This window comes from Herbaspirillum sp. YR522 (assembly GCF_000282575.1).
Classification (GTDB): Bacteria; Pseudomonadota; Gammaproteobacteria; order Burkholderiales; family Burkholderiaceae_D; genus Herbaspirillum.
In genome coordinates, this window is the sequence record NZ_AKJA01000116.1 from 64,655 (window position 1) to 88,696 (window position 24,042).

The window sequence follows — 24,042 nt, forward strand, 5'->3', positions numbered from 1 at the left end:
GTCACTCCCAGGCACGGGTAGCGACCGGCACGCCACAACGACGCGCCAGGGCGAAGTCGGCGCGGGCGGCATCGAGCTGCCTGTCATGCTCGTGCAGCAGGCCGCGCCAGTAGCAGAAATGTCCGCCGATGCCGTACTTGAGCGAATCGGCGTAGAAATCGGGCAGCATCATCAGCGTCTGGCGCTCCTCGCCCCTGGCCGTGGCGAGCATGGCCTCCCAGCGCGAGGTCGCCTCGCACGGGGTCGAGTTCAGTCGCAGCGCCATGGCGGCTTGCACCACGTCGCTGACCTGTACCTTGTTCCACAGGTACGCCGGCATGGCGATCATGACGTCGCCGGCCATGAAGGCGCGGAAATTACCAGGCAGCGCTTCGAGCGCCTCCATCAGCCGAAGCAGGCTGGGATAACCGCCATTGGCCTCATGCGTCTCGAAGCCTTCGGGAAGGTCGATGAAATAGCGGATGTCATCGATGAGAATGACATCGCGGTCGCGTCCGCGCCGGGCGATCAAGGCCAGTTCGGTCATGATGGGCGTGTTCTCTGCCGCGCGCGCGGTGGATCCGCCGCTCCAGTGGGCGTCGAGCCAGATCGTGGCTGCGTTGCCGCCGGTCATGTCCAATGCATGGTCGAGCATACGCGCAGAGTCGCCATGCAGCAGCCTCACGCCGCTGTCGGTGGCGAATTTCTTGAGCGCATCGCGGTAGAGCTGGTCCGACAGCTCTATCGATACCACCCGTTCGAACAGCGGGCTCATTGCCGCGGTGGTGTGTCCCAGATAGGTGCCGGTCTCGATGAATGTCCGGGTGCTGCCGATATCGCGCAAGGGGCGGATCCTGTCGGGTGACAGGACGTTGGCGCCATCCTTCAATAAACGCATTTCAAGATGCATTGAAAACTACCTCGTGTATGACTGAAAGTTGCCGCTGGTCGGCCTACCCTGCTCACGCCTTGCCGCGCTTGGCCTTGAAGCGGTCGAGCGCCTCATAGTAAGCCTGGCCCTGGCCGGCGGGCAGTTGGCGCAACTCCGGGGGCAACGGCTGGATGTCCTCGTCCCGGATTTCCACGCCGTGCCAGACCAGCGTCTTCTCGCCGGCTACGACGACTTCGCCGTTGTAGCCGTGGAACAGGGCCGCCTCGAATTGCCGGCTCTTTACCTGCGATGGGCGATAGGTCGGGATGCCATGGCGCTGGCACAACTCTGCCGGCATGAAGAAGCCATTCCAGTCGGTCGCCGCTACCAGGGCGTAACCCTTTTCCCTGGCCAATTCGTCCAGCGCGGCCAGCGAATTGCCAAAATTGAGCTGTGGATCGTTATCCTGGACGTAGCCCACATGCGCCGGAATGGTGGGATTGAATTCGATCACGCACAGCAACGCCGAATGACGCTGCAGCGCATTCCACACATGATAGTCATTGCCGTCGATGTCGATCGACAACACGGTGATCTCGTCGGGCGCATCGACACGATCCAGCAGCGCGTCAAGCGCGTTGTCGCCGGTCGTGCCGACGTAGGCGTTGAGCGCGCTGATACGGTCGTTGCCGCCATAGTTGCGCAGCAAGTCCTGGAAGCGGGTGCTATCGCCCTCGATGAAGCAGCCGCTCCAGCCCTTCTCGGCCAGCCAGGCGCTATTGGACAGATGCTTGCCATCCCATGCGCCGAACTCGACGAAGTAACCGGTATCTATCCCCGCCAAGCCCAGCAGATATTCGATTACACCGTCTTCCCCACACTGGGAAAACACGTTCTTCCGGTACTGATCGAATGGGTTACGGAGCTCTTCATCAAAGACTTTGATTTTCATGTCGGTTTTACGAAAGTGACCCTGGGGCCATCGGTTATCAGGTGAGCGTGCGGTACGACCATTGCAGCCTCGGCCGGCTCAGTCCGGGCAAGGCGCCGTTCCAGCCGTGTCGGCGCGTATCGGCTGCAGACGGCTCGTGCATCTCGAAGCGCAGCGCATTTTCCACCGCGAAGTGCAACGGCGCCTCGAGCTCATAGCTGCTCAGGGCCAGCATGACGGTAAAGCGGCCCACGTTGAACTGGAACGGGTCGATATGGCACATGGCCTCGTATTCGCCGGGACCGGTCTGGGCCGTGTCCTCGGGGAAGGAAATGAAGAACCGATTCCCGGATTCGTCATAGAAGTGGAAGTTTGGAACCAGGCGATACGGGACATCCTTCAGCACCCGGTAGCGCAACGTGATGGCAAAGGACTCGTTGATATCGAGGTTGCCGCGGGCCATGCCCTGGCTATCGACCACCGCGCCGCCGATGCATACCGCGTAGTCCGGGCACTGGATGTGCGTTTCAGCGTTGGCATCCGGAAACTCGAAACTTGGCTTGTGCCAGGCCTCGCCCTCGGCTTCAGCCAGCACCGTGCGCAGGTAATCGGTGGCCGCATCTTCCACCGAAGAAAAGGACACCACCCTGCCCTGCTTGAGGTACAGGGCCTTTTCACACATCGCCTTCACCGCTGCCATGCTATGACTGACGAAGATGACAGTACGACCGTCACCGGTGAGCTCCTTCATGCGGTCCGCGCAACGTTTCTGAAATGCCTGGTCGCCCACCGACAATACCTCGTCGACGATGAGGATGTCCGGATCGAGCCAGGCCGATACCGAAAAAGCGAGGCGCACATACATGCCGCTGGAGTAATGCTTGACGGGGGTATCGAGGAATTTTTCCACCCCCGAGAACGAGACGATCTGGTCGAACTTCTTCTTGATCTCGCTGCGCGGCATGCCCAGGATGGCGCCGTTGAGGAAGATGTTTTCGCGGCCGGTCAGCTCCGGGTGGAAACCGGTGCCGACCTCGAGCAGGCTGGCCACCTTGCCACGAATGGAGATGCGGCCCTCGGTGGGCTCGGTGATGCGGCTGAGCAACTTGAGCAGGGTGGACTTGCCGGCGCCATTGCCGCCGATGATAGCAATGCGTTGCCCTTCCCCGACCTCGAAGGAGACATCCTTCAAGGCCCAGAACTGCTCGGACGGGCTGGCCTTGGGCTCTTCGGCCTGGATCACCTCGGGTGACCTGCGCAGGCGGGCAAAGGGACGCGTGAGAACTTCGCGAATCGACCTCGCCCCGCCACTGTTGGTGTGGTTGATGAGATATCGCTTCGACAGATTCTCAACCTTGATGGAGTAACTCATGTGTCAGATCACGTCGGCGAAGTTTGCTTCGGACTTTCGGAAATACCAGATCCCGCCGGCCAGTATGAGGATGCTCCCCACCACGGAAATGGCAAATCCCGGCCAATAGAGTTGGCTATCCTGGCCCAGCAGGCACCAGCGGAAACCGTCGATCACCCCGACCAGCGGATTGAGCGAATACAGGAAACGCCATTTTTCCGGAATCAGGTTGGTCGCATAGCCCACCGGCGAAATGTAGATGCCCAGCTGCAGGCAAAACGGAATGAGGTGGCGGAAATCGCGATAACGTACGTTCAGGGCGGCCGCCCACAGCCCCAGCCCGAAGGCAATGACGGCGGTAAACAGCGAAAACAACGGCAACAGCAGGATGCGCCAGTCGGGCCAGTGGTTGTACCAGACCAGCATGACCAGCAGCAGCAGGCAGGAAATAAGGTAATCCACCAGGCACACCAGCAGCGTGCTGCACGGGACGATCAAGCGCGGGAAATAGATCTTAGAAAGCAGGTTGGCGTTTCCTACCAGGCTGTTGCTGCACTCGGTGAGCGCGCTGGAGAAAAAGAACCAGGGCAACATGCCGGTCAGCACCAGCAGCGGGTAGGGCACACCGTTGGAAGGCAGGTTGGCGATACGACCGAACACCACCGAGAACACCAGCATCGTCAACAGCGGGCGGATGATGACCCAGCTGGCCCCGATCAGGGTCTGCTTGTAGCGCACGAGGATATCCCGCCACGCCAGGAACAACAGCATTTCGCGGTGCGACCAGATATCGCGCCAATAACCATTGGAACGAGCTCCGCTCTCAATGATGACGACCGGTTGAGAGGACATAGAAATCAGTGGTGAGGATTGCGCAGCAGGTTATGCAGGTATTTGCCATAGGAATTCTTCATCATCGGTGCGGCCAGCTTTTCCAGCTGTTCAGCCGTGATGTAGTTTCGGTGGAAGGCAATTTCCTCGGGGCAGCCAATCTTGAGTCCCTGGCGCTTTTCGATGGTGGCAATGAATTGTCCCGCGTCCAGCAGCGAATCGTGCGTGCCGGTATCAAGCCAGGCATGTCCTCGCCCCATGACCACGACGTTCAGTTCGCCGCGCTCGAGGTAGGTGCGGTTGACGTCGGTAATCTCGAGCTCGCCCCGTGCCGAAGGCTTGAGATTCCTGACGATGTCGACCACCTGGTTGTCGTAGAAATACAAGCCGGTCACGGCGAAATCGGATTTCGGGTGCTCCGGTTTTTCCTCCAGGCTGACGGCCCGGTTGTTCTGGTCGAACTCGACCACCCCGTAGCGCTCGGGGTCGTTGACGTGATAAGCGAACACGGAAGCGCCGGACTGTTGCGAGGAAAGCCTGGCGAGGTCGTGACCCAACTGGTTGCCGTGGAAGATGTTGTCGCCCAGGATCAGCGCGCTGTTCTGGTTACCCAGGAAGGACTGGCCGATCGTAAACGCCTGCGGCAGCCCATCCGGGCTTTCCTGCACGGCGTAGGTGAAGTTCATGCCCCACTGGCTGCCATCGCCCAGCAGTTGCGAGAAGCGCGGCGTGTCCTGCGGCGTGGAGATGATCAGGATGTCGCGAATCCCGGCCAGCATCAACGTCGTCAATGGATAGTAGATCATCGGCTTATCGTAGATCGGCAGCAATTGCTTGGACACCGACAGGGTTGCCGGATACAGCCGCGTTCCCGAGCCTCCCGCAAGAATCAAACCTTTTCGTGCAGTCATTGGCGTTCCTTGTAATTGCTGTCGATCCATTCGCGATAGGACCCATCGGCTACCTGCTCGACCCATTGCTGGTTGTCGAGATACCAGCGCACGGTTTTGTCGATGCCGGAGTCGAAGGACTCCTGTGGGAACCAGCCCAGTTCGGCCTGGATCTTGGTGGCATCTATGGCATAGCGCACATCGTGTCCAGGCCGGTCCTTGACGAACTCGATCTGGTCCGCATAGCTGCCGCTAGCCTTGGGAGCATAGGCGTCGAGCAGCGCGCAAATGGTGCGCACTACCTCGATATTGCGTTTTTCGTTGTTGCCGCCGACGTTGTAGGTCTCACCCGGCCGGCCCGCGTCGAGCACTGCGCGAATGGCGCGGCAGTGGTCGACCACGTATAGCCAGTCGCGGATCTGCTGGCCATCGCCATAGACCGGCAAGGACTTGCCGGCCAAGGCATTGCGGATCACCAACGGAATGAGTTTTTCCGGAAAGTGATAAGGGCCATAGTTATTGGAGCAGTTGGTTGTCAGTACCGGCAGCCCATAGGTGTGGTGGTATGCCCGTACCAGATGATCGCTGGCCGCCTTGCTCGCCGAATAAGGGCTATTGGGAGCATATTGGTTGCGCTCGTTGAAAGCAGGATCCTGCTTGCCGAGGCTGCCATATACCTCGTCGGTGGAAACGTGCAAGAAGCGCAAAGCCAGCTTGCCCTGCTCATCCAACCCGGCATGGTAGGCGCGCACGCTCTCCAACAGGTTGAAAGTGCAGACGATGTTGGTCTGGATGAAATCGGACGGGCCATGGATGGAGCGGTCGACATGCGACTCTGCGGCGAAGTTGATAATCGCGCGCGGACGATGTTGCGCCAGCAGGCCATTGACCAGGCCTGAATCGCCGATGTCACCACGCACGAAGATGTGCGAGGGGTTATCCGCCACCGAATGCAGGTTCGCCAGGTTGCCGGCATAGGTGAGCTTGTCGAGGTTGACCACCGGCTCATCGCAATGCGCCAGCCAGTCCAGGACGAAATTACTGCCGATGAAGCCAGCGCCTCCGGTTACCAGGATCATTGTTGCTGGACCTTGAGATAAGATTCATACGTCATTGCGATTCCAGCTCGCAGGGAAGCGACACCAGGCTTCCATCCGAGACCGGACATCTGCGATACATCGAGCAGCTTGCGCGGTGTGCCGTCAGGCTTGCTGGTGTCGAACACGACGTCACCCTGGAAGCCGACCACATCCATGACTGTCAGGGCCAGTTCGCGAATGGTCACGTCGGACCCGGTGCCGATGTTGTAGAAATCCTTGCCAACCTGGTGCTCCATCAGGAAGACGCAGGCATCGGCCATGTCATCGACATACAGGAATTCGCGCAACGGGGTGCCGGTCCCCCACACCAGCAGCTGCGACTGCGGCGCATGCCCTGCGGCCGCGACGATATTCCCACCCGCATCACGCTGGCAACCGATATGAAGCAGGATCTCATCCGGGATTTGCCCGTAGGTTCGCTCGTCGCGAGCAATCCCGTCCAGGTCTGCGGCCATTCCCAGTTTCGTCAGGTGCATCTTGCGGATCAGCGCCGGCAGGACATGGCTCTTGTTGAGGTCGTAGTTATCGAACGGACCGTACAGGTTGGTCGGCATGGCACTGACATAGCGGGTGCCATACTGGCGGTTATAGCTCTCGCACATCTTGATGCCTGCGATCTTGGCGATGGCATAGGGCTCGTTGGTCTGCTCCAGCGGACCGGTGAGCAAGTAGCTTTCCTTGATCGGCTGGGCGCAATCGCGCGGGTAGATGCAGCTGGATCCCAGAAAGCAAAGATCCATCACGCCTGCCTGGTAGGCGCCGTGGATGAGGTTGTTCTGGATGGCCAGGTTCTGGTAGATGAACTCTGCCCGATAGACGTTATTGGCCTGGATGCCACCGACTTTTGCCGCAGCGATGAATACGTAGTCAGGACGGTACTCGGACAGGAACGCGAAGACCGCTTGCTGGTCGAGCAGGTCCAGTTCGGCGCGGCTGCGCGTGATGATGTTCGCGTAGCCCTTGGCCTGGAGATTTCTGACAATGGCCGAGCCCACCATGCCGCGGTGCCCCGCCACGAAGACTTTGGCTTCTTTGCTAATGGTCATTTTTCTGGGGACGTCCGCAGACGTTTTCATTCGTGATAGTCGTAGGCCTGGAATCCGTGGGTCTTGACCAGCGAGTCACGCTTGGCCGACTTCAGGTCTTCTCGCATCATTTCCGACACCAATTCGGCAAAGCTGGTGGCCGGCACCCAACCCAGTTGCTCCCGCGCCTGCGTCGGATCGCCCAACAAGGTCTCGACTTCGGTTGGACGGAAGTATCGCGGATCAACGCGCACCACGACCTGGCCGACCTTGAGGGCGCTGTCGCTGCCGGGATCACGAACGCTGGCAGTTTCCTCGACGCCAGTACCCGTCCACTCCAGTTCCACGCCCAACTCGCGTGCTGCCGCATCCACGAAATCGCGAACGCTGTGCTGCACGCCGGTAGCAATGACGAAATCCCTGGCGACATCCTGCTGCAACATCATCCACTGCATCTCGACGTAGTCGCGCGCGTGGCCCCAGTCACGCTTGGCATCCATGTTGCCCAGATACAGGCAATCCTGCAGGCCCAGGAAGATACGCGCGAGCGCGCGGGTGATCTTGCGCGTGACGAATGTTTCGCCCCGCAAAGGGGATTCGTGATTGAACAGGATGCCGTTGCAGGCATACATCCCATAAGCTTCGCGATAGTTCACGGTGATCCAGTAAGCGTAGAGCTTGGCCACGGCGTAGGGACTGCGCGGATAAAACGGTGTCGTTTCCTTCTGCGGGATTTCCTGCACCAGGCCATAGAGTTCGGAAGTACTGGCCTGGTAGAAGCGAGTCTTCTTTTCCAGGCCGAGGATCCGAATGGCCTCGAGCAGGCGCAACGTCCCGACACCGTCGGCATTGGCGGTGTACTCCGGCTCTTCGAAACTGACTGCGACGTGCGATTGTGCGGCCAGGTTGTATATCTCGTCCGGCTGCACCAGCTTGACGATGCGGATCAGGCTGGTAGAGTCCGTCAGGTCGCCATAATGAAGAACGAAGTTCCGATTGTCGACGTGCGGATCTTGGTACAAATGGTCGATACGATCGGTGTTGAAGAGGGAAGTACGACGCTTGATACCATGTACTTCATACCCCTTCTTGAGAAGGAATTCTGCAAGATATGCACCATCCTGGCCCGTCACACCAGTAATCAACGCAACTTTTTTTGTCATTTAATCAACCCGATCATCACTCGTTTTTCATCATTACGCGGCCGGCCGCTGCGATGGCACCTCGTACGCCAATACCTGTCGCCCAGGAGTTGAACATCTTCCCGTATCAACGATCTTGTGGCACGTGTGTTTCGCGTCCGGCGCTTTTTTCTTCTTCGCTCTGACAAGCCGCCATCCTCAATGGATGTGGAGAAACCTGACATAGGTTTGCACGTTAGAACGCAAACTAGTCGACAGGTATGCAAGAATTTTGAATAAAGTCCGATATTCTACTCGCTTAAGGAATGCCAGCCTACGCAATTGTAATGAAACAACAAATTGGCGGCGCCCTGGCCACTGTTTTTCACCGTTGATGAAAACCAGGACCGTCCGTGTCACCGGCCAGGATCAGAGCCCTCAAGCCCGCCGGATCGCGTCGGTAGTGGCGTCGATACGCTATCCAGCGACCTCCAGCGCTTTCCGGTAGCTCAGTTGCCGGAAAGAAAAACCCTCCTTCTCGAACAGCGCCACCGAGGCGCGGTTGTCGGGCCTGATCTCGGCCACCAGCTCGACCACGTGCGGATGATGAACGCTCAACCATGCCTCGCCTTCGCGTAACATCTGCCGACCGATGCCGCGGCCGGCAAAGCCGGGGGCCAGATAGATCGAGACTATCGCACGGCGCGCGTCGATATCGTAGCGCACCACGCCACAATCGGCGCCGTCGGCCTGGCCGATCAGCAAGACCCGCGCCGGATCAGCCAAGGCCGCAGCGAACCATGTTGCATGTTCCTGCCAGTCCAGCGGCGCCTGGTTGAACGAATAGCGGAGTACCTCGGGCGCGTTGCGCCACGCAAACAGGCTTTGGCAGTCCTGCTGTCGTGCCGCACGCATTACTAGGCGAGGCAACGGCCTCGGACCGGTTGTTGCGCGCTCGGCCCCCGTGATGCTGGCCATCGCCATTGCCGCATGCACCAACTCGGCCCGCCGCCAGTCGTCCGGCGTATCGATATCCTGCACCCGCCAGCGCGGCAGGAAGACCGGCACCGAATGGGCGTCGAATATACGCTGCTGCTGCAACCATGCGGTAGGCCGCCCCCAGTAGAACTGGCCCGCATCATGCAGGGCCTGCGGCAGGTCTTGAGAACGGGTCGGGAAGTGTTCGGGAAAGAACATCTCCAGCCCGCCTTCGGCATTCTGCTTGAAGGCCCTGAAGATCGGCGCGGCAAATTCGGTTACCGAGAACGCATAGGACCAAGGCCCCGCGGTCAACGCCTGCCAGCCTCGCACCAGGTCATCGGGCTGGACGAAGGGCGCCGTCGCATACAGGCAGCACACGGCGTCGATATGCTCCAGGCCGAGCTCGTCGACCAGCCACTGGGTGGCGTGGGCCACCACCGGGATGGTGCCGGTATAGTCGTCGGACAGCTCGGGCGGCCGCATGAACGGCGTTTGCGCGCCATGCGCACGTGCCACGGCGGCGATCTCCTGGTCGTCGGTAGAGATGATGATGCGCTCGAACAGCCCCGACGCCTGCGCGGCGTGAATCGAATGGACGATCATCGGCAAGCCGGCGAACGGCAGGATATTCTTGCGGGGAATGCGCTTGCTGCCGCCACGGGCGGGAATGACGGCGCATTTCACAGCCATCTCTCCTGGTTCGTCATGAAATTCCTTTCTGAAGAAGCAGTTCGGATAAGATCAGCATCGCCGCACTGCAATCTAAAAGCATAACGCCAAACACCATCGACCAACTGATGAAGATCCGGCACCAGCCGGTCTTTCTTGCCAACATGCCAGATACCTACGTGATCGGCGACCTCCAGGGTTGCCATCAACAGCTGCAAGACCTGATCCACCAAATCGATGCCGAGCCGGGCGAACACCGGCTGATCTTTGCCGGCGACCTCATCAATCGCGGGCCGCAATCGCTGCAGACCCTGCGCGCGGTGATGGCGCTGGGCGAACGCGCACAGGCCGTGCTGGGCAACCATGACCTGCACCTGCTGGCCGTGTCGCAGGGCATCCGCCCGCTGCACGGCAGCGACACGCTGCACGATATCCTGGACGCCCCCGACCGCAACGAGCTGATCGACTGGCTGCGCCGCCGGCCCCTGGCCATCCTCGAACAAGGCCACCTGGTGGTGCACGCTGGCGTGCTGCCGCAATGGGACACGGCGCAAGCCATGGCCCTGGCCGCCGAGGTACAGGATATGTTACGCAGCGATGGCTGGGTCGGTTTCCTGACGCACATGTACGGCAATACGCCCGATCGCTGGCACGATACGCTGCGGGGGGCGGATCGCCTGCGCTGCATCATCAATGCCTTTACCCGGCTGCGTTTTTGCCAGGCCGACGGCACCATGGATTTCAAGGTAAAGGAAGGCGCCGCCGGCGCGCCGGCAGGCCTGATGCCGTGGTTCGACGTCCCTGGCCGCCGTACTGCCGACACCACCGTGATCTTCGGCCACTGGTCGACACTGGGGCTGGTGCTGCGGCCCGACCTGATGGCACTGGATACCGGCTGCGTCTGGGGCGGCAAGCTTACCGCGGTGCGGCTGTCAGATCGGGCGTTGTTCCAGGTGGATTGCCCGCAGGCGCAGAAACCGGGCTGACCTCTTCAAGCGCGTAGCCGAGGCCGGCGGCAATCGCCGCACGCGACAGCTGCGCCAGTTCGCGCCGCTGCGCGCCGTCGGTCGGGATCAACGGCAACTGGGTCAACTCGGCGGTCATGCCACGCGACTTGAGGATGGCGATGATGCTCTCGACGATGGTGGTCTCGCCGATGAAGTTGGCGGCCGGGTGCAGCCTGCCCTCGGGGTCCACATAACGCAATGCATAGGGTTGCACCGGCGCCCGGGCATCAATGGCGGCTTCGAACAGGTTGGCGTGGAACGGCAATAATGTTCCTTGCGGCGCGGTGGTGCCCTCCGGGAAGAACGCCACGTGTTCGCCACGCTCGATACTCTCGACCAACCCCTTGAAGATGCGCCGTACGTCGCTCGCCTTGCCGCGCGAGATGAAGATGGTGCCGGTCCTGGCGCACAGCCAACCCACCAGCGGCCAGCCGCGGATGTCGGACTTGGCCACGAAACGACAGGGCTTGAGCGAATTGACCACGAAGATGTCGAGCCAGCTGATATGGTTGGCCACCAGCAGCGAACGCGGGATCGGCGCCGGGCTGTCGATCTTCAGCGCAATGCCGCAGATGCGCAGCAGCTTGCGCGACCAGCGCCGTACATGCGCTTGCCGGCCGGGCGCGCCGGTGAACGGGAACAGCACGGCGCAGATTGCCATGCCGACGAACAGATGGACAGTCAGGCGCAACGCGCGAAGGACGAGCATGGCAGTCCTGGCCGGCTCAGCGCTCGAAAGCGATATGGCCGGCGACGATGGTGGCCTTGACCACGCCCGGCAGTTCGTAGCCCAGGAACGGGGTGTGCTTGCCCTGGCTGGCCAGCGCCGAACCCTCGACCACCCACACCGCGTTGGCATCGAACAGGCACAGGTCGGCTACGCTGCCCACGGCCAGGTTGCCAGCCTTGAGTCCGGCGACCTTGGCGGCGCGGTGGGTGATCTTGGCGATCGCCTTGGACAGCACGTCCTTGCCCTGGCCGTCGGCTTCCAGTGCCCACTTCAACGATAGCGACAACAGCAGCTCGAGACCGGTCGCGCCTGGCGAGGCTTCGCCGAAAGGCAGCAGCTTTTCGTCATCGTCGACCGGGGTATGGTCGGAACAGACGGCGTCGACGGTACCGTCGAGCAGGGCACTGCGGATCGCTTCGCGGTCGCGCTGGGAACGCAGCGGCGGCGTCATGCGGGCGTTCGAATCGAAGAAGCCGATATCGAGGTCGCACAGGTGGATGTGATGGGCGCCCACATCGCAGGTCAGCGGCAGGCCTTCGCTCTTGGCCTGGCGTACCAGCTCCAGGCCCGCCGCCGACGACATGCGGCACAGGTGGACCCGGGCGCCGGTGGCGCGCATCAGCTCGAACAGCGTGTAGAGGGCAATTGTCTCGGACATCACCGGTACCCCCGACAAACCCAGGCGCGAGGCGGCAGGGCCGGCATGGGCAATACCGTGGCGTCCCAGGTGCGGGTCCTGCGGGCGCAGCCAGACGGTGTAGTTGAAGGTCTTGGCGTATTGCAGCGCCGACATCAGCACCGTGGTGTCGAGGATGGGCTCGTCGGCCTGCGAGAAGCCGATGCAGCCAGCCTCGGTGAGCTCGGCCATCTCGGTCAGCGCCAGGCCCTTCAGCCCCGCCGTCAATGCACCCAGCGGGTAGACGTGGGCCTGGTTGAGCGAGCGGGCGCGGTGCTTGAGCATTTCGACCAGGCCCGGCTCGTCCAGTACCGGGTCGGTATCGGGCGGGCACACCAGGCTGGTGACGCCGCCCTGGATCGCTGCCTGCATCTCGGACTCGAGGGTGGCCTTGTATTCGTAGCCCGGCTCGCGCAGCCGCGCCGACAGGTCGACCAGGCCGGGTGCCACCACCAGGCCGGTGGCGTCGATGGTCCTGTTGGCCGTGAAGTCGGCCGGTGCCTGGCCGATGCCGACGATCTTGCCATCGGCCACATACACGTCCTGTTGCGCGTCGATACCGTTGGCGGGGTCGATCAGGCGTCCGTTCTTGATATGCAGTTTCATCAGTTAAATGTCTTCTTACTGAGTCGTCGTAATTCTTCAAAATCGCCCGTCAGCCATGCTTCTTTCTTGCGACGGGACCATCCCTTTAGCTGCCGTTCCGCCGTCAGGGCTTCGAGCCTGGTTGCGAACGTCTCGGCGTTGAGCAGCTCGACCGGCAATCGGGTCGAGGTTTAACACTTGACGGTACCTTCTTGATGCTGGGCCAACCGTACTTCGATGTTATCGGTATGTCCGATGTAATAACTGCCATCGGAGCAGCGCAGGAGATAAACGTAAAAGGCCATTGCTGCCCTCTTTATCGACATCAGCTGGCTACAAACCCGGCGCGCTGGCTTCGATACGGCCCTGCGGGCCTACTCAGCCCGAACAGGTTCCCAAAAACTATACTACCGTTCGTCCTGAGTAGCCCCAAGGGGGCGTATCGAAGGCGCCCCAACCTCAGTTACCCGCCACGATACCCATCACCGCCATGCGCACCGCGATACCGAAAGTCACCTGCGGCAGGATCACCGCCTGGGCGCCATCGGCCACCGCCGAGTCGATCTCGACGCCACGGTTCATCGGGCCGGGGTGCATCACGATGGCATCCGGCTTGGCCAGCGCCAGGCGTTCCGGCGTGAGGCCATAGCTCTTGAAGAACTCCTGTGCCGATGGCAGCAGGGCGCCGCTCATGCGTTCGTTCTGCAGCCGCAGCATGATGATCACGTCGACATCCTTGAGGCCTTCTTCCATGTTGTGGAAGACCCGCACGCCCATCTGTTCAAGGCCGCTGGGCAGCAGCGTGCGCGGACCGATGGCGCGCACTTCGGGCACGCCCAACGTGGTGAGGGCATGGATGTCCGAGCGCGCCACCCGGCTGTGCAGGATATCGCCCACGATGGCTACCCGCAGGTTGGAAAAATCCTTCTTGTAGTGCCGGATGGTGTACATGTCCAGCAAGCCCTGGGTCGGGTGGGCATGGCGGCCGTCGCCGGCGTTGACCACATGCACGTGCGACTGCCTGGTGTCGATCAGGTGCTTGGCGATGAAGAACGGCGCACCCGATTGCGCATGCCGTACCACGAACATGTCGGCATGCATCGCCGCCAGGTTGTCGATGGTGTCGAGCAAGGACTCGCCCTTGCTGGTACTGGATGCCTGGATGTTGAGGTTGATCACATCGGCCGACAGCCGCTTGGAGGCAATCTCGAAGGTGGTGCGGGTACGCGTGGAGTTCTCGAAGAACAGGTTGAAGACGCTCTTGCCGCGCATCAGTGGCACCTTCTTGACCTCGCGGTCGCCAATGCTGACGAAGGACGAGGCGGTATCGAGGATGTGGGTCAGGATGGCGCGTGGCAAGCCTTCGATGGTCAGCAGGTGCTGCAACTCGCCGTTCTTGTTCAGTTGTGGATTAAGCATGGACCACCGTCAGGGAAAATCGGCCGTCGTCGGCGCGTTGCAGATGCAGGGATTGCTGGCTTTGCAGCGTGACCGTGGCGGCCAGGAAGTCGGCCGCCACCGGCAGCTCGCGCCCGCCCCGGTCGACCAGGGCCGCCAGCAGGATGCGCGCCGGCCGACCGTAGTCGAACAGTTCGTTGATGGCCGCGCGGGTGGTGCGGCCGGTGTAGAGCACATCGTCGATCAGCACGATGGTGGCGCCTTCGACAGCAAACGGGATCTGGCTCGGCTTGACGTCGGGACGCAGGCCCTTCTCGGAGAAGTCGTCGCGATAGAACGAAACGTCGATGAAGCCCAGGCGCTGTGACAGCCCCAATTCGTCGGCCAGCCGCTCGGCCAGCCACGCGCCCCCGGAATGGATTCCCACCAGGGCGACTTCGGTGGCGTCCTCGAGCCCGGCCCTGACCTGCTGCGCCAGCGCCTGGTACAGCGCCTCGGCGTCCAGCGCAAAAGCATCGTTATATGTTGTGCTCATGAATGTGCGTCGTCAAAGTATTGCTGCAAAATGATGGCGGCGGCGCGGTCGTCGATCTGCTCGCCACGCTGGCCGTTCAGCACCGCCGATGAATAGCGTTCGTCCACCAGCGTGACCTCGACTCCGAAACGACCGTGCAACTGGTTGGCGAAACGCCGGCAGCGCACGCTCATCTCGTGCTCGGCGCCGTCCGGGTGCAACGGCAACCCGACCACGCATTGCTGCGGTTGCCATTCGGCCATCAGGCGCGCAATGGCGGCGAACTTGCCATCGTTGGTGGCCTCGCCGATCACCACCAGCGGCTGTGCCTGGCGCAGCACCGTGTTACCCACGGCCACGCCGATGCGCTTGAGTCCGAAGTCGAAGGCCAGCAGGGTTCCCACGCTGGCCTCAGGCCCGTCCGGCATCGCCAGACAGCATCACCGGATCGATCCCCAGCAACGCCAGTGCCGCCGTGAAGCGCTGCTCCACGGGCAACTCGAAGATGATGGCCGGATCGGCCTTGACCGTGAGCCAGCCGTTGCGTCCCAGTTCCTGCTCGAGCTGGCCCGGGCTCCAGCCCGAGCAACCCAGGGTCACCAGCACCCGCTCCGGTCCGTCGCCCTGCGCCACCGCTTCCAGCACGTCCTTGGACGTGGTCAGCGCAATCTCGTCGGTCACCTGCAAGGTCGACGAAAAGCTGTTGGCGGTCGAATGCAGCACGAAACCGCGCTCGACCTGAACCGGGCCACCGAACATGACCGGGCGCCGATAGACTCCCGGCATCGCCTCGGGCGTGTCGGGACGGATCTCGAGGGTCAGGTTGATGCGTTCGAGCAGCACGTCCATGGTCATGTCCGTGGCCTTGTTGATCACCACCCCCAATGCGCCGTTGTGGTTGTGCTCGCACAGGTACACCACGGTGCCCCCGAAGATCGGGTCGAGCATCGACGGCATGGCAATCAGGAAATGGTTGGTCAGGTCCAGCTCGAGCGGTTTGCGGTCGAGCGCATCGGCATCGGCGGGGGGCTGGTCGGCGCCGGAATCGGCAGCACTGGCGGCGGCGCGGCGTGTCCTGCCGCGGCGAAAAGGATCGATACCGCTGAAGGATGGCGAGGATTCGTCCGAATCGTCGACCAGCGGGTGGAAGGGCGCGTTACGTCTCTTGATCATCCCGGCATTCTAGCAGTTTTGCCGCCGTCCCAAGCCCGCGCCGGGACGGCGGCGGCCAAACCATTGATTTCCCTACGGAAACCCGTGACTGGCCGGGCCTAGATCACGCCATGGCTCTTGAACCAGGCCACCGCCTGTGTCCAGCCATCCTTGGCGTCGGCCTCGACATAGCTGGGGCGGTAGTCGGCATTGAAGGCGTGACCCGAATCGGGATAGACACGGAATTCGGATTTATTGCCGCCACGGGCCAGTGCCTGCTTCATCTGCTCGACGGTGGACACCGGGATCCCGCTATCCTTGCCGCCATACAGCCCCAGCACCGGTACCTTCAGGGTGGGGGCGATATCGATCGGCTGCTGCGGCGCCAATGCGCTCTTGTCGCCCACCAGCCGACCGTACCAGGCGGCGCCCGCCTTGACCTTGGGGTTGTGGGCGCTGTAGAGCCACACCACGCGACCGCCCCAGCAGAAGCCGTTGATTCCCAGGCGGCTGATGTCGCCACCGTTCTCGCCGGCCCACTTCACATAGGCGTCGAGGTCACCCATGACCTGCTCATCGGGCACCTTGCTGATGATTTCCTTCTGCAGCTCGGCAATCGAGGTATAGGACTGCGGATTGCCCTGGCGCACGAAGAAGTCGGGCGCGATCGCCAGGTAACCCAGCTTGGCGAAGCGGCGCGCAATGTCGGCGATATGTTCGTGCACACCGAAGATCTCGGACACCACGATCATCACCGGCAGGTTGGTCTTGCCTTCGGGCTGGGCGCGATAGGCCGGCACGCGCTGGCCGTTGACGGTGATGGCGACTTCACCGGCGGTCAGGCCGGCGGTATCGGTCTTGATCATGGTCTGGGCACAGACCGGCAGCACGGCGGCGGCAAAGCCGGTGCCCAGCGCGGTCTTGAGAAAGGTGCGGCGATCGGCGGTATCGGGCAGCCGGCTGGTTCCTACCAGGCTGTCGATGTCATTGCGAAAATCGTTCATCAGCGGTTCTCCAGGGGTTGATGGAAGGGTTCCACGCCGCAGTCTACTGCAAACCGCAGGGCCGTAATACGGGTACCGCTGCGCTCCAGCGCTCCGTTCAGGACCCCAGCGCCATGGGCGGCAATCCCGGTGCCGACGGCGTGACATCGACTTCGCGCTCGACCGGCGCCACCGCCGGGCGCACCGCCTGCGGTGCATCCCGCAGGCCGTCGAGCCGGAACACGCTCACCAGTTGCTGCAGCCCCGAGGCCTGCTCCTGCAGCGAGCGCGCGGCGGCGGCGGCCTGTTCGACCAGCGCCGCATTCTGCTGGGTCATGTCGTCGATCTGGATGATGGCCTCGTTGACCTGCTCGATGCCGCTGCTCTGCTCGCGGTTGGCGTGCGTGATCTCGGTCATCACGTCGGTCACGCGCTTGATGCTGCCGACGATATCCTGCATGGTGCTGCCGGCCTGCTCGACCAGGCGACTGCCGTTCTCGACCTCGCCCACCGAATCGCCGATGAGCACCTTGATCTCCTTGGCCGCCGCCGCCGAGCGCTGCGCCAGCGAGCGCACTTCGGACGCCACCACCGCAAAGCCGCGACCCTGCTCGCCGGCCCGCGCGGCTTCCACCGCCGCATTGAGCGCCAGGATATTGGTCTGGAACGCGATGCCATCGATCACGCTGACGATATCGGCCACCTTGCGCGAGGAGGCGTTGATCGATTGCATGGTGTCGACCACTTGCGAGACGATGCTGCCCCCCTGCACCGCCACCTGCGACGCGGCCACGGCCAGGTCGTTGGCCTGGTGCGCGTTGTCGGCATTCTGGCGCACGGTGGAATTGAGTTGTTCCATGGACGAGGCAGTTTCCTCGAGCGCGCCTGCCTGCTGCTCGGTGCGCCCGGACAGGTCGAGGTTGCCGCGCGCGATCTCCGAAGAGGCGGTAGTGATGGTCTCGGCGCCGGTACGCACCTGCGATACGATGGCTGCCAACTTGTCGCGCATGGTGCGCATCGCCACCAGCAGGCTGTCCTGGTCGCCGGCGCGGGTGTGGATCACCACCGCCAGGTCGCCCTCGGCAATCTGGCCGGCGATCTCTACCGCGTAGTCAGGCTCGCCGCCGAGCTTGCGCAGCAACTGGCGGGTCAGCGCGAAGGCCGCCAGGATCGCCGTGACCACGCCGATGGCGCTGATGACCAGCATCATCAGGCGCGCCCTGGCATAGGCGCTGGCACTGGCGGCGGCGGCTTCGCGGTTGATAGTGTCTTCCAGCACGGCCAGCGACTTGAGTTCGACCTGCCAGGCCTTCTGCACCGGCAGGTACTGGTCCTTGAGGAACTGCGCCAGTTCATAGGCTTCACGCCGCTGGCCGAATTCGACCGCCTGCGTGATCAGCTTTTCGGCATTGGCCGCGTGCGCGCCGATCTTGGGCAGTGCCGCCTTTTCGTCGGCAGTGGTGGCCGGCGACTGCTCGAAGAGCTGCTGCAACTTCTGCGCCGACATCTTGTACTTGAGGGTCTGGGCGTCGATGTACTGGGCTTCTATATCGACGTCCTCGGGCGCGGCCGGCAACATCAGGTTGCGCAGCGAGATGGAGCGCTCGGCCACCGTATCCATCATGTCCTTGACCAGGGCGCCCTCGGGGTTCTTGATCTCGATCACGTTATTGAAACGGGCCTGCACCTGGTGCATGTTGTAGATGCCGAACGCCGTCACCGCCACCAGCAGCAAGACCACCCATGCAAACCCAAGCCCCAGCCGGGTACCGACCTTCATGCCTGATTTCATTGTCTCCTCCGTGTGTGATTGCAGCAGGGCCGGCCGGCGGCGGACACAGGCGGCACGGCACCCGCGCCATGGGCGCACCGTCATGCGGTTGGTGAAGATCCCTGTCCGATCCGGCGCTAGCCGATCGCTACTGCGTGGCCGGAATGCCCGGCCAATCCTGTGCCGCCTCGCCTTGTCTTTTGCCATCCCGACGAGGTCGACCTGTCTCTTGTTTTTTTGATTCTGGTTCTGGTCCTGCGTTTGCTGCCTTTTTTGCAACTACCTGCCCGGGCTTGCCAGGCCGACATCGCCTGCATGGCACGGCCAGCCCGGGCATCGAGGCATCAATGTGCTTCGTCCCAATTCTTACCGATTCCGACCTCCGCTAGCAAGGGAACTTTCAGCTCCGCAACGTTTTTCATCAATTCAGGCAGTTTTTCGCGCACCAGTTCCAGCTCTTGTTGTGGAACTTCCAACACCAGTTCATCGTGCACCTGCATGATCATGCGCGTGGCCAGGCCGGACGACTCCAGCCAGCCCTGCACCGCAATCATTGCCAGTTTGATCAGATCGGCCGCGGTGCCCTGCATCGGCGCGTTGATCGCGGCGCGTTCGGCGCCCTGGCGGCGTGGGCCGTTGGGCGAATTGATCTCGGGCAGCCACAGGCGTCGGCCGAATACCGTTTCGACATAGCCCAGCGCCCGGGCCTGCAGGCGGGTCTCGTCCATGTAGCGCTTGACCCCGGCGAAACGCTGGAAATACTTTTCGATATACATCTGCGCGGCCGCGCGCTCGATGCCGAGATTGCCGGCCAGGCCGAAGGCGCTCATGCCATAGATCAACCCGAAGTTGATCACCTTGGCGTAGCGGCGCTGCTCGGACTCCACCTGCGCCGGCGCGATGCCGAAGATCTCGGCGGCGGTCGCGCGGTGGATGTCCTCGCCATCGGCGAATGCCTTGAGCATGGCCTCATCGCCCGAGATGTGCGCCATGATGCGCAACTCGATCTGCGAATAGTCGGCCGAGACGATCACGCTGCCTTCGGGCGCGATGAAGGCTTCCCGGATGCGCCGCCCTTCGGCGGTACGGATCGGGATGTTCTGCAGGTTGGGTTCGTTGGACGACAGGCGGCCGGTGACGGCCACGGCCTGGGCGTAATTGGTATGTACCCGCCCGGTGTGCGGGTTGACCATGCGCGGCAGCTTGTCGGTGTAGGTGGACTTGAGCTTGGCCAGGCCACGGTAGTCCAGCAGCACCTTGGGCAGCGGGTAGTCCTCGGCCAGCTTCTGCAGCACTTCCTCGTCGGTCGATGGCGCGCCCGATGCGGTCTTCTTGACCACCGGCAGCGCGAGCTTGCCGAACAGGATCTCGCCCAGTTGCTTGGGCGAGTTCAGGTTGAAGGGTTGCCCGGCCAGGTCGTAGGCGTGCTGTTCGATTTCCAGCATGCGCCGCCCGAGATCGTTGGACTGCGTGGCCAGGCGCTCGCTGTCGATCAGTACGCCGTTGCGCTCGATCTTGCGCAGCACCACCGAGGTCGGTACCTCGATGGCCTGGTAGATGTAATGCAGCTTGGGATCGGCCTCGATCTGCGGCCACATCGCCTGGTGCAGCGCCAGCGTGACCTCGGCATCCTCGGCGGCGTATTCGGTGGCGCGCGCGATGTCGACCTGGTTGAAGCCGATCTGCGAAGCGCCCTTGCCGCATACCTCGGCGTACAGCACCGTCTTGCGATCGAGGTGGCGCGCGGCCAGGCTGTCCATGTCGTGCGTGCGATGCGATTCGAACACATAGGACTGCAGCAGCGTGTCGTGCACGATGCCCTCGACGCTCACGCCGTAGTTGGCCAGCACATGGCTGTCGTACTTCAGGTTCTGGCCCAGCTTGGGCTTGGTAGCGTCCTCGAACCACGGCTTGAGGCGCGCCAGCACGTGCTCGCGCGACAGTTGCGGCGGTGCGTCCTGGTAGTCGTGCGCCAACGGGATGTAAGCCGCGCGGTTGGTATCGCAGCACAGCGAGATACCGACCAGTTGCGCCTGCATGGCGTCGAGCGAGGTGGTCTCGGTGTCGAAGGCGGTCAGGCTGGCGCCGTCGATGATGGCGATCCAGGCGTCGAGCTGGGCTTCGGTGAGCACGGTCTCGTACTCGGCCGCGACATGGGCGGCGAACAAGCCACCCTGCGCCACCGGCTCGGCGCCTGTCACGGGGGCGGTCGCGCCGGCGGCAGGCACGGCGCTGCCGGCTTCGCTGACCTCGCGCAGCCAGGTCTTGAAGTTATAGCGGGCAAACAGGTCCTTGAGCACGGCATTGTCCTGCGGCTGCATGGTCAGCGAGTCGAGGATGGTCCCCATGTGCGCCGACAGGTCGCAGTCGGTCTTGACCGTCACCAGCACGCGGGCCTGGGGCAACCAGCCCAGTGCCTTGCGCAGGTTCTCGCCGACCACGCCTGTGATCTTGGCGGCGTTTTCCATCACGCCATCGAGCGACCCGTAGGTGTTGAGCCACTTGACGGCGGTCTTTGGCCCGCACTTCTCGACCCCGGGCACGTTGTCGACGGTGTCGCCGATCAGGCTCAGGTAGTCGACGATGCGCTCCGGCGGCACGCCGAACTTCTCGTTCACGCCCTTGGGGTCGAGGATCTCGTTGCTCATCGTGTTGACCAGCGTGACGCGCTCGTTGACCAGTTGCGCCATGTCCTTGTCGCCGGTCGAGACGATGGTGTCGAGCCCGGCGGCGGTGGCCTGCACCGACAGCGTGCCGATGACGTCGTCGGCCTCGATGCCCTCGACCATCAGGATCGGCCAGCCCAGCGCCCGCACCGCAGCATGGATCGGTTCGATCTGCAGCGCCAGGTCGTCCGGCATCGCCTTGCGGGTGGCCTTGTAGTCGGCGTAGAGATCGTCGCGGAAAGTCTTGCCCTTGGCATCGAACACACAGGCAACGTAACTTGCGGGATAATCGTTACGCAGTCGGCGCAGCATATTGATGATGCCGTACAGGGCGCCGGTCGGCGCGCCTTCGGCGTTACGCATATCGGGCAGTGCATGGAAGGCGCGATACAGGTAACTGGATCCATCAACTAACAACAAGGTTTTTTGCATATGGAACAAAGAGGAAAAAAAGTACCGCGACTGCGGGAAGTGATCGACATTGAACGCGCAACGGCAAAGAAGGCGCGCGAGTCGTGGCATGTACTCACGATTATGGCAGAATTCATCGAATCGACCGAACGCCTCTCGGAGCTGCGTCCTGCCGTTTCCATCTTCGGTTCGGCCCGCACCAAGCCGGACGATCCGCACTACGCGCTGTGCATCGACATCGCCCGCCGCCTGTCCGACGCCGGCTATGCGGTGATCTCCGGCGGCGGCCCCGGCATCATGGAGGCCGCCAACCGCGGTGCCTTCGACGGCGCATCGCCCTCGGTCGGCTTGAACATCGAACTGCCCCACGAGCAGCACGGCAATGCCTGGCAGGACATCTCGCTGTCGTTCCGCCATTTCTTCGCCCGCAAGGTCGCCTTCGTCAAGTACGCCGACGCCTATGTGGTGTTGCCGGGCGGGTTCGGCACGCTCGACGAGTTGACCGAAGCGCTGACGTTGATGCAGACCGGCAAGTCGCGCCTGATGCCGGTGATCCTGGTGGGCAGCCAGTTCTGGGCCGGTCTGATCGACTGGATCAAGACCCGCCTGGTCGACGACGGCATGATCTCGCCCAAGGACCTGAACCTGCTGCAGGTGATCGACGACCCGGCCGAGATCGTCACGGCGATCCGCAAATTCCATGCCGAAAAAGACCAACCCATCGATTCGCCCGTGGAAGCCGAGCGCCAGAGCGGCGCTTTCCTGTAACCGCGGCAGGTCTGGCGCGCCCGCCGGGGGATTGCACCGCAGAAACACCGGCGGCGTGCTGCGATGGTTTGCTACAATGGCCCGATACAACATATAGACCAACCCTAATCCATCATGAAACCAATCAACGTCTGGTCCAAAGAGTCGCTGGCCGCCGCCTTGCTGTGCCTGTCCGGTCTGGCCGCTCCGCTGGCGCTGGCGCAGACTGCCGCCATGCCCATGGGGCAACCGGCACCGCCGCCGCCCGAGCTGGAAAAGCTGGAAGAAGGCGAGCCGCCTGCGGTCACCATCCGCAAGCCGGGTGAATCCGACAACGGCGGCGGCAACAGCATCAAGGAACAGCGCGACCACGGCCAGACCAAGGAAGTCGAAGTCAAGTCCGGTGGCAGCACCTATTACCTGCGTCCGAAACAGAACGTCGGCAGCTCGACCCCGGGCGACGCCCAGAGCGGCCCACCGACCAATGCCCAGTGGAAGGTCGGTGAATTCGACTGGGGCACCAAGAAAAAAGAAGGCGACACCGACGCCAAGAAGTAAGCAAGCATCGCCGGGGGCCGCGACTGCGTGGCCCCCGGCATTCGCCTCGGCCGGTTCACCCCGCACCTCCTGTGCGGGCTTCCAGGGCCGCGGTCCACGGCGTGCCCGGCACGCAACCCCTCTTTAGATTTCGTCATGGCAGTCTTCACACCGGTCAGTCTGGAACAACTCTCGGACTGGATCCAACAATTCCCGCTGGGCCGCGCCACGTCGATCCGGGGCATCTCCTCCGGCATCGAAAACAGTAACTTCTTCATCGGCACCGAACGCGGCGAGTACGTGCTGACGCTATTCGAAAAGCTGCACATCGAGCAATTGCCGTTCTACCTCGAATTGATGCGCCACCTGGCCCAGCGCGGCATTCCGGTGCCGGCGCCGGTGCCCAGCCACAGCGGCGCCATCGCCAACCTGCTCAATGACAAGCCGGCGGCCATCGTCAGCAAGCTCGAGGGCGAGTCGCAGCTCGATCCGCAACCGGTGCACTGCGCCGCCCTGGGCGACATGCTGGCGCGCATGCACCTGGCCGGGCGCGACTTCAAGATCATGCAGCCCAACCTGCGCGGCCTGGCCTGGTGGCTGGAGAACACGCCCAGCGTATTGCCTTTCCTGCCGCCCGAGCTGGCGCGGCTGTTGACCGACGAAGTGCAGTACCAGCAGGACTTCGCCGGCACCGAGACCTACCGCGCACTGCCGCGTGGGCCGGTGCATGCCGACCTGTTCCGCAATAACGCGATGTTCGTGGGCGAACGCCTGTCGGGCATCTTCGATTTCTATTTCGCCGGTTGCGATACGTGGCTATTCGACCTGGCCGTGACGGTCAACGACTGGTGCGTCGAGCTCGACACCGGCGTGCTCGACCAGGCCCGCGCCGAGGCCATGCTGGATGCCTATCGCGCGGTACGCCCTTTTACCGACGCCGAAAGCCAGGCCTGGCAGCCCATGTTGCGCGCAGCTGCGCTGCGCTTCTGGCTGTCGCGCCTGGTCGACTTCTATATGCCGCGCGAGGCCGAGATGCTCACTCCGCACGACCCCGCGCACTTCGAACGCATTCTGCGGCTGCGCATCGCACACGCGCCGGCGGCTCTCTGATGAACG

23 protein-coding genes are annotated in these 24,042 nt (G+C 62.6%); 4 read left to right on the top strand and 19 right to left on the bottom strand.

Annotated elements, in window-relative coordinates:
- Position 1 precedes the first annotated feature (1 nt).
- The 9 genes from PMI40_RS16010 to pseF form a co-directional block, all read right to left on the bottom strand.
- Positions 2 to 877, bottom strand: coding sequence for a hypothetical protein (locus tag PMI40_RS16010; RefSeq protein ID WP_157221576.1), 876 nt, complete (start codon positions 875 to 877; stop codon positions 2 to 4).
- Between the two features lie 64 nt (positions 878 to 941).
- Positions 942 to 1,742 (bottom strand): hypothetical protein, encoded by an 801-nt coding sequence (locus PMI40_RS16015; RefSeq protein ID WP_157221577.1) that lies wholly within the window; start codon positions 1,740 to 1,742, stop codon positions 942 to 944.
- A 97-nt stretch (positions 1,743 to 1,839) separates the two neighbouring features.
- Entirely contained in the window at positions 1,840 to 3,153 is a 1,314-nt protein-coding gene (locus tag PMI40_RS16020; RefSeq protein WP_008117385.1) for an ABC transporter ATP-binding protein, read from the bottom strand.
- A gap of 3 nt (positions 3,154 to 3,156) precedes the next feature.
- A complete protein-coding gene (locus PMI40_RS16025; protein ID WP_008117386.1) occupies positions 3,157 to 3,984 on the bottom strand; it encodes an ABC transporter permease in 828 nt (275 codons plus the stop codon).
- A gap of 5 nt (positions 3,985 to 3,989) precedes the next feature.
- The gene (rfbA, locus tag PMI40_RS16030; RefSeq protein WP_008117387.1) at positions 3,990 to 4,874 is read right to left on the bottom strand and encodes a glucose-1-phosphate thymidylyltransferase RfbA; all 885 of its coding nucleotides are present in this window, start codon (positions 4,872 to 4,874) and stop codon (positions 3,990 to 3,992) included.
- Positions 4,871 to 5,932: a dTDP-glucose 4,6-dehydratase gene (rfbB, locus tag PMI40_RS16035; protein ID WP_008117388.1), complete on the bottom strand. Its 1,062-nt coding sequence runs from the start codon at positions 5,930 to 5,932 to the stop codon at positions 4,871 to 4,873. The genes rfbA and rfbB overlap by 4 nt, the downstream gene beginning before the upstream one ends.
- Complete coding sequence (locus PMI40_RS16040; RefSeq protein ID WP_008117389.1) at positions 5,929 to 7,029, bottom strand: GDP-L-fucose synthase; 1,101 nt, start codon at positions 7,027 to 7,029, stop codon at positions 5,929 to 5,931. Before PMI40_RS16040 ends, rfbB begins: the two co-directional genes overlap by 4 nt.
- Positions 7,026 to 8,141, bottom strand: a complete 1,116-nt coding sequence (gmd, locus tag PMI40_RS16045; RefSeq protein WP_008117390.1) for a GDP-mannose 4,6-dehydratase — start codon at positions 8,139 to 8,141, stop codon at positions 7,026 to 7,028. The genes PMI40_RS16040 and gmd overlap by 4 nt, the downstream gene beginning before the upstream one ends.
- Before the next feature lie 435 nt (positions 8,142 to 8,576).
- A complete protein-coding gene (gene pseF / locus PMI40_RS23360) occupies positions 8,577 to 9,764 on the bottom strand; it encodes a pseudaminic acid cytidylyltransferase (RefSeq protein WP_008117391.1) in 1,188 nt (395 codons plus the stop codon).
- 113 nt (positions 9,765 to 9,877) lie between these two features.
- Here pseF and PMI40_RS16055 point away from each other — a divergent pair, with 113 nt between their 5' ends.
- A complete protein-coding gene (locus PMI40_RS16055; protein ID WP_008117392.1) occupies positions 9,878 to 10,735 on the top strand; it encodes a symmetrical bis(5'-nucleosyl)-tetraphosphatase in 858 nt (285 codons plus the stop codon).
- Here PMI40_RS16055 and PMI40_RS16060 read toward each other — a convergent pair.
- From PMI40_RS16060 to polA, 10 genes are all read right to left on the bottom strand, one after another.
- Positions 10,665 to 11,465 (bottom strand): 1-acyl-sn-glycerol-3-phosphate acyltransferase, encoded by an 801-nt coding sequence (locus PMI40_RS16060; RefSeq protein WP_008117396.1) that lies wholly within the window; start codon positions 11,463 to 11,465, stop codon positions 10,665 to 10,667. The genes PMI40_RS16055 and PMI40_RS16060 overlap by 71 nt on opposite strands.
- A 16-nt stretch (positions 11,466 to 11,481) precedes the next feature.
- On the bottom strand, positions 11,482 to 12,768 hold the full coding sequence (locus PMI40_RS16065; protein WP_008117397.1) for a dihydroorotase: 1,287 nt from the start codon (positions 12,766 to 12,768) through the stop codon (positions 11,482 to 11,484).
- A 170-nt stretch (positions 12,769 to 12,938) separates the two neighbouring features.
- Positions 12,939 to 13,073, bottom strand: coding sequence for a GIY-YIG nuclease family protein (locus PMI40_RS24410; protein WP_369770848.1), 135 nt, complete (start codon positions 13,071 to 13,073; stop codon positions 12,939 to 12,941).
- Between the two features lie 133 nt (positions 13,074 to 13,206).
- Positions 13,207 to 14,166: an aspartate carbamoyltransferase catalytic subunit gene (locus PMI40_RS16070; RefSeq protein WP_008117399.1), complete on the bottom strand. Its 960-nt coding sequence runs from the start codon at positions 14,164 to 14,166 to the stop codon at positions 13,207 to 13,209.
- Positions 14,159 to 14,680 (bottom strand): bifunctional pyr operon transcriptional regulator/uracil phosphoribosyltransferase PyrR, encoded by a 522-nt coding sequence (pyrR, locus tag PMI40_RS16075; RefSeq protein ID WP_008117400.1) that lies wholly within the window; start codon positions 14,678 to 14,680, stop codon positions 14,159 to 14,161. The genes PMI40_RS16070 and pyrR overlap by 8 nt, the downstream gene beginning before the upstream one ends.
- On the bottom strand, positions 14,677 to 15,063 hold the full coding sequence (gene ruvX, locus PMI40_RS16080) for a Holliday junction resolvase RuvX (RefSeq protein WP_040502212.1): 387 nt from the start codon (positions 15,061 to 15,063) through the stop codon (positions 14,677 to 14,679). The genes pyrR and ruvX overlap by 4 nt, the downstream gene beginning before the upstream one ends.
- Positions 15,064 to 15,070: 7 nt before the next feature.
- Complete coding sequence (locus tag PMI40_RS16085; RefSeq protein ID WP_008117402.1) at positions 15,071 to 15,832, bottom strand: YqgE/AlgH family protein; 762 nt, start codon at positions 15,830 to 15,832, stop codon at positions 15,071 to 15,073.
- Between the two features lie 98 nt (positions 15,833 to 15,930).
- A complete protein-coding gene (locus PMI40_RS16090) occupies positions 15,931 to 16,815 on the bottom strand; it encodes a dienelactone hydrolase family protein (RefSeq protein ID WP_008117403.1) in 885 nt (294 codons plus the stop codon).
- Between the two features lie 97 nt (positions 16,816 to 16,912).
- On the bottom strand, positions 16,913 to 18,586 hold the full coding sequence (locus PMI40_RS16095; protein WP_008117404.1) for a methyl-accepting chemotaxis protein: 1,674 nt from the start codon (positions 18,584 to 18,586) through the stop codon (positions 16,913 to 16,915).
- Between the two features lie 323 nt (positions 18,587 to 18,909).
- Positions 18,910 to 21,663 carry a DNA polymerase I gene (polA, locus tag PMI40_RS16100; RefSeq protein ID WP_008117405.1) on the bottom strand — a complete coding sequence of 918 codons (2,754 nt, stop codon included), beginning with the start codon at positions 21,661 to 21,663 and terminating at the stop codon, positions 18,910 to 18,912.
- Between polA and PMI40_RS16105 the strand changes: the two genes are divergently transcribed.
- The 3 genes from PMI40_RS16105 to PMI40_RS16115 all read left to right on the top strand — a co-directional run bounded on the left by PMI40_RS16105 (position 21,664) and on the right by PMI40_RS16115 (position 24,036).
- Complete coding sequence (locus PMI40_RS16105) at positions 21,664 to 22,410, top strand: TIGR00730 family Rossman fold protein (protein WP_008117406.1); 747 nt, start codon at positions 21,664 to 21,666, stop codon at positions 22,408 to 22,410.
- 114 nt (positions 22,411 to 22,524) lie between these two features.
- On the top strand, positions 22,525 to 22,947 hold the full coding sequence (locus tag PMI40_RS16110) for a hypothetical protein (RefSeq protein ID WP_008117408.1): 423 nt from the start codon (positions 22,525 to 22,527) through the stop codon (positions 22,945 to 22,947).
- Positions 22,948 to 23,082: 135 nt separating this feature from the next.
- Positions 23,083 to 24,036 carry a homoserine kinase gene (locus PMI40_RS16115; protein ID WP_008117409.1) on the top strand — a complete coding sequence of 318 codons (954 nt, stop codon included), beginning with the start codon at positions 23,083 to 23,085 and terminating at the stop codon, positions 24,034 to 24,036.
- Positions 24,037 to 24,042 lie beyond the last annotated feature (6 nt).